A 12,377-nucleotide genomic window follows, 5' to 3' on the forward strand; every position below is an offset into this window, starting at 1 on the left:
GGGCCTATGAGCACCGCTGACGTTACACCCCCTTCCTACGACGCGATCAAAGGTGATATTGCCAACATCGCCCGTCATTTACTGAAGGTCGAGCTGCCGCGAATCGGGCAAAAATCCTCGGCCTCGCTGGCCTTCCTCGAACAACTGAACACCACACTCATATCCGCCAACCGGGTGTTTTTCAAAAACAGTCGCGCCGCCTTTGAGGCGCTCGCCTCGGCCGACCTGCACACCGATGACGGCCGGCGAGTGCTGGACGCGCTCAAGCGTGAGCTGGCGCAGAGGCTGTCGGACCTGGAGGCGCGTGACCTGATCTCGAATCAGTCGCGCAAGACATTCATGACCTATACCGCCGGTTTCACTGCCCTTGAACATCAGGCCAAACTGGGCGTCGAGGATCGCCTGTTGCACCGGGATGACTTCAAGGACGTGCAGAGGCTGAGCCTCGGCCCGCAGTTGCGTCCCGCGGCGTGGGCCCTGACGTTCCAGTACCAGGAGCGCACCGTAGAACTGGCTGGTGCGTTTATCATCAGCTTACCGTTCGTGGCGCCGGTCAATGACCTGGCAACCTCAGCCTTGCCCGGCAGGGTCTTGTTGTTCACTCCCGTTCGCGGCCTGGAAGCCTTTGACTCATTGGGTGAACTCAACGCCCACTTGCTGCGCGTCAACGAATTCAGCCAACTGCTCCCGGCGCGTTACCAGCATTTGCCGACGGTCGCGATCTGGCCGCTGGCCCTCTCGCCCATCAGCGACAAGCCGCTGTTCGAACACAGTTACGACAGCCTGCTGGAGAAACGCCGCCAGGACATCAAATGGGCATTGAACACCGCCGACAACCCAGCCAACAGCGCAACGCAGTTGATGCAGCGCCTTGAACGTGCGCTCCAGCAGACGCTGCCCGACCTGACGGCCTACCTGGAGCTGCGCGCCCAGGCATTATTGGAGCGACACTTGCGCCTGAGCGCTCCGGATTGGTATCGCAGCGCCAGCGTTACCCGGCGCCAGCTGCTCGCCGAGCACCTGGCCAGCTACAACGAGGCACGCCAGAACCTGCTGGACCTGTTCGGCCCCGCCGCCACCCCGCACGCCCTGGCGCGTTACCAGTTGCTCGAACGCCTGAGTGATGACCTGGACATTCACGATCTCGATCCCCAGCAACTGCACATCAGCACGCGTCGCCACGTGGCCAACGTCGGCGAATACGACGATCACAAAAATCTTGTCGAACTGGCCCTGCGAGGTCTGCACACCCATGATGAAGAACCGGGTAGCGCATTTCTCACGAACACCCGGCTCACCTATGCCGGTGAGCCGCTTGAGGATGATTATGGATCGCTGACACCCGCGTATCTGGTTGAAGTGCTGACGCAACTGCAACCCCGCCTGGACTTTGCCAACTCTCAAAAATCCATCCAGCAACAGCCGCCGCTGAAAACCGCTATCGAGCGAATGCTCGACCAACGCATCCAGGCACTCGCGTATCTGGCCACGTTGCAGGGCCATATCAACGATGACGATTACCGCCTCGTACAACGCCTGCGTGAAGGCAACGATGCGCAGCTGGAGGCGTCGAGTGTGTCGTTTCACGGCGCGCAACTGCGCGACCTGTGGGTGTTGCGCCAGCGCGATGCCGACGGAGCGATCCAGCGTCTGTTGCTGTGCACGCCCGATGCGCCGAGCGGCATGCAATGGCAGAGGTTCAACAAAGAAGTCGACCTGCGGGCGCATATCCTCGGCTGGTGCCTGCACAACGGCACACCCGGCATGAGCGAATACGTATTGCAGCAGGTGCCTTTGCGTTTTCAACCCAAGCTGAAACAGCTGCTGACCGGCCTCAGCTTCAAGCCAGCGGCAAAGGAGCATGAAGAAATCACCTTCAATGCGCCGTGCAATCACGCCCAATGCCTGACGATCATGGCGGGGCATCTGCTGAGCCGGCGAATTGATGATTACGATTACGCCACGCCGGCCTGGTATCGCTCGACGACGGCCGATCTGCGTAAAAAACTGGCGACCCAAGCCGACGACGCCGTCGGCGCCCAAGCCCTCTATCAGGCAGATACTCGATCCGAGGCGCACTTCCCGGCCTTTGAAACTTACGTGCACCAACAGGCCAAGGCACAACTAAACCGCCTGCTGGGCCGCGCGCAAAACGATATCGATCCGGATACCGTCTGGGCCTACGCCCCGCCTGAATTATTCGTAAAGCCCTCGGCGCCCATCAGCTATACGCAGTTGTTTCGTGACGGGTACGCCGACGGGATAGGCTTTATCAACGAGCAGTTTTCCCGGTCGGCCCGCTTCAAAGGCCCTCCTGGGCTTGATCTGAGCGCCTTGAGCCCGGAACAGGTGGCGCGTTCGGTCACGGGAGTCTGGATTGGCGAGCGCTATATCAACCTCGTCAAGTCGAAACTGCTCGACGAAACCCAGGCCGACTATCACTACCGACGCAACGCCACCTTGGCAATCACCCAGTTGCAATTGCGCAACGCCGCGCTGGAGTCGCGCTTGCTCGGCGACATTGCCGGGGTGGATCTGGACTGGCTGGAACGCAGCATCGATGCCATGGGCGACACCTCGGCCTCGGCACGCAGCACCTATCCGATCCATCGCCTGATGATCAATGGCGATTGGGTGATCGGCTGCTACCTGTTCAGCCACGCCGACAACCCGGTCTTGCTGTACACCCCGCAAGCCCCCGACGGCATCAGCTTTCGCGAAGCCCGGCAATTCAACTATCTGCTGAAAAAAACCAAAGGCATGCCCGGCTATCTGATGGAACGCGTCGGCCTGCAGTCGCAGATGCGTGTCCGCACTTTTTTGCAGCGGGCTGCGGACAACCTCCCCGAACACATCGACAGCACCAGCCGCAGCACAGCGTTCTACGACTCGATCCACGCACTCCCCGGTGTGCCCGATCTGCGCAGACTGCTGTACAACATGAACATCCAGCGCAAAATCGACAACGTCAACGCGACGACCGTCAGCCGCACGCAGATGATCAGCGGCATTCTGTGGACTTGCGTCGAGTTGCTGACAGCTATTGCCACCGCGCCCTTTCCCGTTGTCAGCCTGAGCGTGGGCGCATTGCTGGCGTTCAAGGACGGCATGCTTGCCCTGCACGCCTACAACCAGGGTGACGCCGGTGCGGCGCTCGGGCATTACATCGGGTTTGTGCTCAATACCGCTGGCGCGCTGGCCACCGACTTGCGTCCGGCGCTGGGCATCCTTGCCAAAGCGAGTCGGCCGCTACGCCAGATCGCACGGACCGCCGAACAACGCCAGACCATGCAGTTGATCGAACAACTGGACCCGCCGCCCCTCACCCCGAACACGATGCAGCCGGTCATCCATGAAGGCCAGTTGCTCTGGGCACCGAAAACACCTGACCCGATCGGACGCTACCTGCTCTACCGCGCAGATCCCACCAGCGGCAGACTGGTGTCCACCAGCCGTCTGGCGGCGCCGGATGCCGACGGACGTTGGGTACGTACCGGTGTGAAGGGCGGTGCTCCAGGACCTAAATATGAAAAGGTCCCCGAACCACTGCAACCCTTGGATCCGTACGAAATTCCCAAAAAGCACCTGCCCGAATTTGAGTTGATCCTCAACCCCGAATCGGTCAAACGGTTTCTGCGCCAACAAGCCGATTACGCTGAGCGGACCCGATTCTCCCTGGCCCTGCTCAACCAGCCAGCCTATGAGGTGTATCAAAAACAGGTCGCGAACCTGGCCAACGATGCGAAAAATTTCTTCACCTACCTGGACATCCCGCCGCCACGCGCCGACGTGTTGGCGCTGGAGGCCAGCACGCCTCACCGCACGCTGATCAAACAGCTGGTGGGCGAAAACAAAGGCCTGGTCATCGGCGAAATTCCCAGCTCCATTGCCAGCAAAAAATTCCTGATCGACAACCTCGACGCGTTCGTCGGGCAGAACATAAAACGCCTCTACCTGGAATACATACCGGGCGATGTGTTCGCGCCGAAGCTGGCAAAGCTCACGCCTGGCCGGTCGTCAATGCACCTTGATCGCCACCTCAACGCCCTCGACGAGACTTTTGGCTTCAACAGGCATTCCCATTATTCGTACGCCATGCTCATTAAAACCGCGCGTAAAAAAGGCATCGCCATCAAGGCGCTGGACGCCACCACCTCGTACAAGCTCGACGATGCGCTGATGTTCGGTGACACGCCGCCCACTACGCCCCGGACCAACGACCTCAGAAACTTCTACTCGCATAAAGTCATTGAAGCCGACATCGCCGCTCACCCGGATGACGGCTGGATTGCACTGGTTCATCAAACCCGCATGAGCACTTTCAATCAGATTCCGGGCATGGCCGACCTGCAAAAAACCATCGCCCTGCGCATAGAAGATGTGGGGCCGAGCCAGCCGGTGGGGATCTGGGCAGATACCGCTGGCGGCATACCGGAAGACGCATTTGCCAAAGCCGACTACCGACTGACGATGCGCACTTCCTACAAAGGCATCGCCACTGCCGGGCCTTCAACAAGTCCGGTATCGCCTTCGACAAGCGTGCTTGCCAAGTTCGACCTGCCTCCCGAGTTTCACGACCGCGTGCTGCAAATGATCCGGCACCCAGATGGGCTGGACACCCGCTATGTTCCCTCTGACGCTGAAGGTCGCCGCGCAATCAGTGCCTTTAAAGAAACCCGCCTTCGGCTGCAGGATCACGCGCAGACATACTTTAAGAACCGGACGGCGACTGCCAGGTCCGCCTTGCCTGAAATAAAACCCGATACCTCGGCCGACACGTTCATCCGTCAGATTTTCAAACGTGACGCCGCAGGATTGGTGATCGGCGAAGTTCACAGTGACCAGTCGAGCAAGGCGTTCCTGATCAAGCACATGAGTACGTTTGAGCAACTGGGGGTCAAGACGCTCTATTTCGAACACCTGCCAAGCGACCTGTTCCAGCGGGATCTGGATACGTTTTTCAAGACCGCGCTGTTGAACAGAAAACTGGAACAGTACCTGGCAGCGCTGAACAGGGGACACATGCTCGGGTACGAGGGCGGTAGTCACTTCACCGCTGTCATCGAGAAAGCAAACAAACACGGGATTCGCATCAAGGCGCTGGACTGCACAGCCAGTTACTACCTCAAAGGTCTTGTGGACAGTGAAGGCCTGAACCGCAACAGCCTCTTCAGCTTTTATGCATCACAGGTGATCGAGGCCGACCAGGCCGCACAAGGCGCTCACAAATGGGTGGCCTTTGTCGGCAATGCCCACACCAATACGAATAAGGGTGTACCCGGGCTGGTGGAGTTGCATGATGCGGTCAGTCTCTACGTACGGGACGTTGCGCCGTCACCGCCCACCGGTATCCACCCCGATACCTGGGAGATCAACACGGGCCTGAAACCCGGTGCCGCCCGAAGCGATTTCACCTTGAAAGTCGGTGTAGAAGGCCGGCGGTCATCGCCGTTCTTCACCACAGCCGACAGGTCGCGATTAAGCCGCCCTGGGTACTTTCTGATCGAAAACCCTTCAAGCACTGAAATGAACCTGCTGCATCATTCCAGCAGCGGTGAAGTTGTATCGACCCCTATCCAGATCGACGATAACGGGTTGTTTTTCATTGATCGTTGGCACTTGAAGGACAAGCGCTTCATCTCGCCAAAAACCCTGGAGAGCGCCCTCAGGTTTGAAGTCAACTTGACACCCGCCCCGTAAAACTGTGACTACGGTCACCAAGCCAATAAAAAACCCGCCGGCCCAAAGGGCTCGACGGGTTTTGTGTTGCTGCAGTACCCGGATCAGAAATCCGCCAACTGCCACACCTCATAGGCCGGTGTCTCGTAGGGATGGCTGAGCTTCAACGCGGCCACAACGGCCTTGATCAACGCATCCGCCACCACCAGCTCAACCTTCCATTCCTCGACTGCTTCAACTTGCCCGACCTGGCCAATAAACGGCTGGCTGCCGTCCAACGCCCGGAACTGGCCCTGGCCCAGCACTTGCCATGCACAGCTGTCGTAGTCGCCGATGCGCCCGCCGCCAGCAGCGAAGACGGCGGTTTTCACCGCCTCTACATGGCTGTCGGGCACAAAGAAGGCGAGCTTGTACACCGTCTTAGTTCACCCAGACGCGCGCGTTGCGGAACATACGCAGCCAGGCGCCGTCTTCGTTCCACTCTTCCGGGCGCCACGAGTTCTGCACGGCGCGGAACACACGCTCCGGGTGCGGCATCATGATGGTCACGCGACCGTCGCGGCTGGTGAGGCCGGTGATCCCGCGCGGCGAGCCGTTCGGGTTGGCCGGGTAGCTTTCGGTGACCTTGCCGTGGTTGTCGACGAAACGCAGGGCCACGGTGCCGGACAGATCGGCTTCGAGCAGTGCTTCTTCGCTTTCGAACTCGGCATGGCCTTCACCGTGGGCGATGGCGATCGGCATGCGCGAACCGGCCATGCCTTGCAGGAAGATCGAGTTGGATTCCTGCACCTGCACCATGGCCACACGGGCTTCGAACTGCTCGGAACGGTTGCGCACAAAGTGCGGCCAGAACTCGCTGCCCGGGATCAGTTCGCTGAGGTTGGACATCATCTGGCAACCGTTGCACACCCCCAGGGTGAAGCTGTCGTTACGTTCGAAGAAACCCTGGAACGCATCGCGGGCACGGCTGTTGAACAAGGCCGACTTGGCCCAGCCTTCACCGGCACCCAGCACGTCGCCGTAGGAGAAACCACCGCAGGCCACCAGGCCTTTGAACTCGTTGAGGTCAACGCGACCGGCGAGGATATCGCTCATGTGCACGTCGATCGCATTGAAGCCGGCGCGGTCGAATGCAGCCGCCATTTCCACCTGGCCGTTGACGCCCTGCTCACGCAGTACGGCAACCTGTGGGCGGATGCCTTTCTTGATGTAAGGCGCGGCGATGTCCTGGTTGACGTCGAAGCTGAGCTTGGTGCTCAGGCCCGGATTGTCTTCTTCCAGGATCACGTCGAATTCCTGCTCGGCGCAGTCGGCGTTGTCACGCAGGCGTTGGATCTGGTAGCTGGTCTCGGCCCACTGGCGTTGCAGCAGGCGGCGCTGGCCGGCAAACACGGTATCGCCATTGAACGAGATATTGATTTCGCCGTTGTTGATCGGCTGGCCGATCACCGCCACGCAATCGTCCAGGCCAGCGGCGCTGAATTGTGCGAGTACATCCGGGGTGGCGTCCTGGCGCACCTGGATCACAGCGCCCAACTCTTCGTTGAACAGGATGCCGTTGATTTCGGCAGCATCCTCGGCAACGCTGTCGAGCACGATGTTCAGGCCGCAGTGACCGGCGAACGCCATCTCTACAACGCTGGTCAGCAAACCGCCGTCGGAACGGTCGTGGTAAGCCAGCAGGTGGCCGTCGGCGTTAAGGCCCTGGATCACGGCGAAGAAGGCTTTGAGGTCTTCGGCGTCGTCGACGTCCGGCGCGTGTTTGCCGAGCTTGCCGTGGGTTTGCGCGAGGATCGAGGCCCCCATGCGGTTCTGGCCACGGCCCAGGTCGATCAGGATCAGATCGGTGGTGCCCTTGTCCATGCGCAGCTGCGGGGTAAGGGTCTGGCGGATGTCGGTGACCGGTGCAAAACCGGTAACGATCAGCGACAGCGGCGAGGTGACGCTCTTGTCCACGCCTTCATCGTTCCAACGGGTGGCCATGGACATCGAGTCCTTGCCTACCGGAATGGTAATGCCCAACTCCGGGCACAGCTCCATGCCGACGGCTTTTACGGTGTCGTACAGGCGTGCATCTTCACCCGGGTGACCGGCCGCGGACATCCAGTTGGCCGACAGCTTGATGTCGGACAGCTTGCCGATGCGCGAAGCAGCGATGTTGGTGAGGGTTTCACCAATGGCCATGCGGCCCGACGCCGGGGCGTCCAGCAAGGCCAGCGGGGTACGCTCGCCCATGGCCATGGCTTCACCGGTGTAGACGTCAAAGCTGGTGGCGGTCACGGCAACGTCAGCCACCGGCACCTGCCATGGGCCGACCATTTGGTCACGGGCCACCAGGCCGGTGATGCTGCGGTCGCCGATGGTGATCAGGAAGCTTTTGCTCGCCACGGCCGGGTGATGCAGCACACGTTCGATGCTGTCGGCCAGTTCCAGGGCGCTTGGGTCGAAATCATCGCCCAGCTCGGCTTCACGTACCGCCGAACGGTGCATGCGCGGGGCTTTGCCCAGCAGCACTTCGAGCGGCATGTCCACCGGACTGTTGCCGAAGTGGCTGTCTGTAACCGTCAGTTGCGGCTCGGCTGTGGCTTCGCCGACCACGGCAAACGGGCAACGCTCGCGTTCGCAGATGGCCTGGAAGCGCGCGAAGTCTTCAGGGCCGACGGCCAGCACATAACGCTCTTGGGATTCGTTGCTCCAGATTTCGTGCGGGGCCATGCCCGGCTCGTCGTTTGGAATGTTGCGCAGTTCGAAACGGCCACCACGGTCGCCGTCGTTGACCAGTTCCGGGAAGGCGTTGGACAAACCGCCAGCACCGACGTCATGGATAAAGCTGATTGGGTTCTTGTCACCCAACTGCCAGCAACGGTCGATGACTTCCTGGCAGCGACGCTCCATCTCTGGGTTTTCGCGCTGTACGGAAGCAAAGTCCAGGTCCGCCGAGCTGGTGCCGGTGGCCATGGAAGAAGCCGCGCCGCCGCCCAGGCCGATCAACATTGCCGGGCCGCCGAGCACGATCAGCTTGGAACCGACCAGGATCTCGCCTTTCTTGACGTGTTCTTCGCGGATGTTGCCCATGCCGCCGGCCAGCATGATCGGCTTGTGGTAACCGCGCACTTCATCACCGTGAGGCGTGGTGATGGACTGTTCGAAGGTACGGAAGTAACCGGTCAGTGCCGGGCGCCCGAATTCGTTGTTGAACGCGGCACCGCCCAGCGGGCCTTCGATCATGATGTCGAGGGCGGTGACGATGCGCTCAGGCTTGCCGTACGGCACTTCCCACGGCTGTTCAAAGCCAGGGATCTGCAGGTTGGACACGGTGAAACCGGTGAGGCCCGCCTTGGGCTTGGCGCCACGGCCGGTTGCGCCCTCGTCACGGATTTCGCCGCCCGAACCGGTGGCTGCGCCTGGGAACGGAGCAATCGCGGTCGGGTGGTTGTGGGTTTCGACCTTCATCAGGATGTGCACCGGCTCCTGTACCGCGCCGTACTGGCGGGTCTCCGGGTCCGGGAAGAAGCGGCCGGCGACGGAGCCGACGATGACCGAGGCGTTGTCCTTATAAGCCGACAGAACGCCTTCGCTGTGCATCACGTAGGTGTTCTTGATCATGCCGAACAGGCTTTTTTCCTGGCTCTGGCCGTCGATGTCCCAACTGGCGTTGAAGATCTTGTGACGGCAGTGCTCGGAGTTGGCCTGGGCGAACATCATCAGTTCGATGTCGTGGGGGTTGCGCTGCAAACCGTTGAAGGCGTTGACCAGGTAGTCGATCTCGTCTTCGGCCAGGGCCAGGCCCAGTTCGGTGTTGGCCTTCTCCAGGGCGGCGCGGCCGCCGCCGAGCACATCAATCGCGGTCAGCGGCTTGGGCTCGGCGTGGCTGAACAGACCGGCGGCCTGTTCGAGCTGGCTGACGATGATCTGGGTCATGCGGTCGTGCAGGCTGCTGGCGACCAGCTCGGCCTCGGCATCGCTGAACTGGCCGGCGACGTAGAAGGCGATACCGCGCTCCAGGCGCTGGATTTTGTCCAGGCCGCAGTTGCGGGCAATGTCGCTGGCCTTGCTCGACCAGGGCGAGATGGTGCCGAACCGCGGCAGAACCAGGAACAAGCGGCCGGTAGGCTCTTGAACGGGAACGCTTGGGCCGTACTTCAGAAGGCGTGCCAGCACTTGCTGTTCGTCGGCGGTCAATACGCCGGTAACGTCGGCGAAGTGAGCAAATTCAGCATACAGGCCTGTAACCGCTGGAACCTTCTGGCTCAGTTGTTCAAGGAGTTTGCTGTGGCGAAAGGCAGAAAGGGCAGGAGCGCCGCGCAGGATCAACATCTTCGGGACAGCCTCGGGAAGGGGTGTGCTTTGAGGCCGTGCATTCTAGCGTAAACCATCGCTAACGGCACCCGAAACGGCATCGCCGGCTGCTGCCGAACGTCAGTTGGCAGGGTTTGCATGCAATCGGGGCATTATCCAAGGCATTCGGCGCAGTTATTTTAACCGTCACAATTACCCGCCAAGCCACGTTTCTGCGGGCTACAGCACAGTTTTGGCGGCGCTAGCAGACAAGACCGCCGCTGTCGAGATATGGCGCCGTGGGCCGTTTGCGTATACTGCGCAGATGTTCTCCCCAACTGCTTTGCGCCCGCGATGCGCCAAATGGCTCATCGCCACCGGACTCTTCCTGATGCTCAGCGCCTGTGTTGATAAACCCAGCACGCTTGAGCGAATCAAGGAGGATGGCGTATTGCGGGTGATTACCCGGAACAGCCCGGCCACGTATTTCCAGGACCGCAACGGTGAAACCGGTTTCGAATACGAACTGGTCAAGCGCTTTGCCGACGACCTGGGCGTGAAGCTGGAAATCGAGACCGCCGACAACCTCGACGACCTGTTCGGCCAACTGGGCAAAGCCAATGGCCCGGTGCTTGCCGCCGCCGGCCTGGTCAGCAGCGAGCAGCGCCAGCAACAGGTGCGTTTCTCCCATCCTTACCTGGAAGTCACCCCGCAGATCATCTACCGCAACGGCCAGTCACGCCCGACCAATGCGGCGGACCTGGTGGGCAAGAAGATCATGGTGCTCAAGGGCAGCACCCACGCCGAACAATTGGCGGCGCTTAAAAAGCAGAATCCTGCGATTGAATACGAAGAATCCGACGCCGTTGAGGTAGTCGACCTGCTGCGCATGGTGGACGAGGGGCAGATCGACCTGACCCTGGTGGACTCCAACGAAGTGGCGATGAACCAGGTGTACTTCCCCAACGTGCGCGTGGCCTTCGACCTGGGCAACGCCAGCAACCAGAGCTGGGCCGTGGCCGCAGGCGAAGACAACAGCCTGCTCAACGAGATCAACAGCTACCTGGACAAGGTGGAAAAGAACGGCACCCTGCAACGCCTCAAAGACCGCTATTACGGGCACGTCGATGTACTCGGTTATGTCGGCGCCTATACGTTCGCCCAGCATTTGCAGCAGCGCCTGCCCAAATACGAGAAGCACTTCCGGGCCTATGCCAAGGAAGAAAAGGTCGACTGGCGCCTGCTGGCGGCCATCGGCTACCAGGAATCACTGTGGCAACCGGCGGTCACCTCCAAGACCGGCGTGCGCGGCCTGATGATGCTGACCCAGAACACCGCCCAGGCCATGGGCGTGTCCAACCGCCTGGATCCCAAGCAAAGCATCATGGGCGGCGCCAAGTACCTGGCCAAGATCAAGGATGAGCTGGACGACAGCATCGCCGAGCCGGACCGCACCTGGTTTGCCCTCGCCGCCTATAACGTCGGCACCGGCCATCTGGACGACGCGCGCACCCTGGCGAAGAAAGAAGGCCTGAACCCGAACAAGTGGCTGGACGTGAAGAAAATGCTGCCGCGCCTGTCGCAGAAGCAGTGGTACAGCAAGACCCGCTACGGCTATGCGCGTGGCGGTGAGCCGGTACACTTTGTGGCGAACATCCGGCGCTACTACGACATTCTGACCTGGGTGACGCAGCCGCAGCTGGAAGGCAACCAGGTGGTCGAAGGCAACCTGCACGTGCCGGGTGTGGACAAGACCAAGCCGCCGGAAGACAACCCGAAGCTCTAGATACCCGAGTGGGACAGGCCTTTGTGGCACGCGGGCCTCTCTGGTGAAGGTGCCTTTGTGGTGCCTTTGTGGTGAGGGAGGCTTTTGTGGTGAGCGGGCTTGCCCGCGCTGGGCTGCGAAGCAGCCCCCATAGGCCCGCCGCGATTTTTCAGGAAAACCGTAGCGCCTGGTTTTGGGGCGGCTTCGCCACCCAGCGCGGGGCAAGCCCGCTCACCACAAAAAGCCCGCTCACCACAAAAAGCCTGCTCACCACAAAAAGCCCGATCACCAGAGAGGCTCGATCACCACAAAGGCCCCCTCACCACACACCAACTGCACCTCATTCAAATGGCTCAACCTTGATCGACGTCGTCTTATAATCCAGTCAGCAGGTGGACTACGCCGTCCGATAACACCATCACTCCCGCTACACCCATCGCCTTCAACGCCGCCTCATCCAATCGCCCCGCCTCCTGCAACTGCACCCTTACCCGCGTCAGCGCCACATGCTGTTGTGACTTGACGTTAGCCACGCCACCCAATGCACTCAGCACGTCGGCCGACAACAGACTTTGCGTCGGTGCCTCGACCGTCTCGGCAATCAAGTCCGGGGTCAGGGCTTTCCAGAACGCCTGTTTCAATTTATCCAACATGC

General features: G+C 60.7%; 5 protein-coding genes. 2 read left to right on the forward strand and 3 right to left on the reverse strand.

Features of this window, described 5'->3' with window-relative positions:
• Nucleotides 1-6 precede the first annotated feature (6 nt).
• Nucleotides 7-5,700: a membrane-targeted effector domain-containing toxin gene (locus tag AOA60_RS17950; protein WP_099585588.1), complete on the forward strand. Its 5,694-nt coding sequence runs from the start codon at nucleotides 7-9 to the stop codon at nucleotides 5,698-5,700.
• An 83-nt stretch (nucleotides 5,701-5,783) separates the two neighbouring features.
• On the opposite strand, the gene AOA60_RS17955 is transcribed toward AOA60_RS17950, so the two are convergent.
• Nucleotides 5,784-6,095 (reverse strand): YqfO family protein, encoded by a 312-nt coding sequence (locus AOA60_RS17955; RefSeq protein ID WP_099585589.1) that lies wholly within the window; start codon nucleotides 6,093-6,095, stop codon nucleotides 5,784-5,786.
• A 4-nt stretch (nucleotides 6,096-6,099) separates the two neighbouring features.
• On the reverse strand, nucleotides 6,100-9,996 hold the full coding sequence (gene purL / locus AOA60_RS17960) for a phosphoribosylformylglycinamidine synthase (RefSeq protein ID WP_099585590.1): 3,897 nt from the start codon (nucleotides 9,994-9,996) through the stop codon (nucleotides 6,100-6,102).
• Between the two features lie 286 nt (nucleotides 9,997-10,282).
• Here purL and mltF point away from each other — a divergent pair, with 286 nt between their 5' ends.
• On the forward strand, nucleotides 10,283-11,743 hold the full coding sequence (gene mltF, locus AOA60_RS17965) for a membrane-bound lytic murein transglycosylase MltF (RefSeq protein ID WP_099585591.1): 1,461 nt from the start codon (nucleotides 10,283-10,285) through the stop codon (nucleotides 11,741-11,743).
• A gap of 353 nt (nucleotides 11,744-12,096) precedes the next feature.
• Here mltF and AOA60_RS17970 read toward each other — a convergent pair whose 3' ends face one another.
• Nucleotides 12,097-12,375 carry a PTS transporter subunit EIIB gene (locus tag AOA60_RS17970; protein WP_099585592.1) on the reverse strand — a complete coding sequence of 93 codons (279 nt, stop codon included), beginning with the start codon at nucleotides 12,373-12,375 and terminating at the stop codon, nucleotides 12,097-12,099.
• Nucleotides 12,376-12,377: the final 2 nt, after the last annotated feature.

Origin of the sequence: Pseudomonas sp. 2822-17 (genome assembly GCF_002742485.1) — a bacterium.
Taxonomy (GTDB): Bacteria; Pseudomonadota; Gammaproteobacteria; order Pseudomonadales; family Pseudomonadaceae; genus Aquipseudomonas; species Aquipseudomonas cyclaminis.

Coding starts and splice junctions, on each gene's coding strand:
- AOA60_RS17950 (WP_099585588.1), top strand. CDS start 7: ATGAGCACCGCTGACGTTACACCCCCTTCCTACGACGCGATCAAAGGT.
- mltF (WP_099585591.1), top strand. CDS start 10,283: ATGTTCTCCCCAACTGCTTTGCGCCCGCGATGCGCCAAATGGCTCATC.
- AOA60_RS17970 (WP_099585592.1), bottom strand. CDS start 12,375: ATGTTGGATAAATTGAAACAGGCGTTCTGGAAAGCCCTGACCCCGGAC.
- purL (WP_099585590.1), bottom strand. CDS start 9,996: ATGTTGATCCTGCGCGGCGCTCCTGCCCTTTCTGCCTTTCGCCACAGC.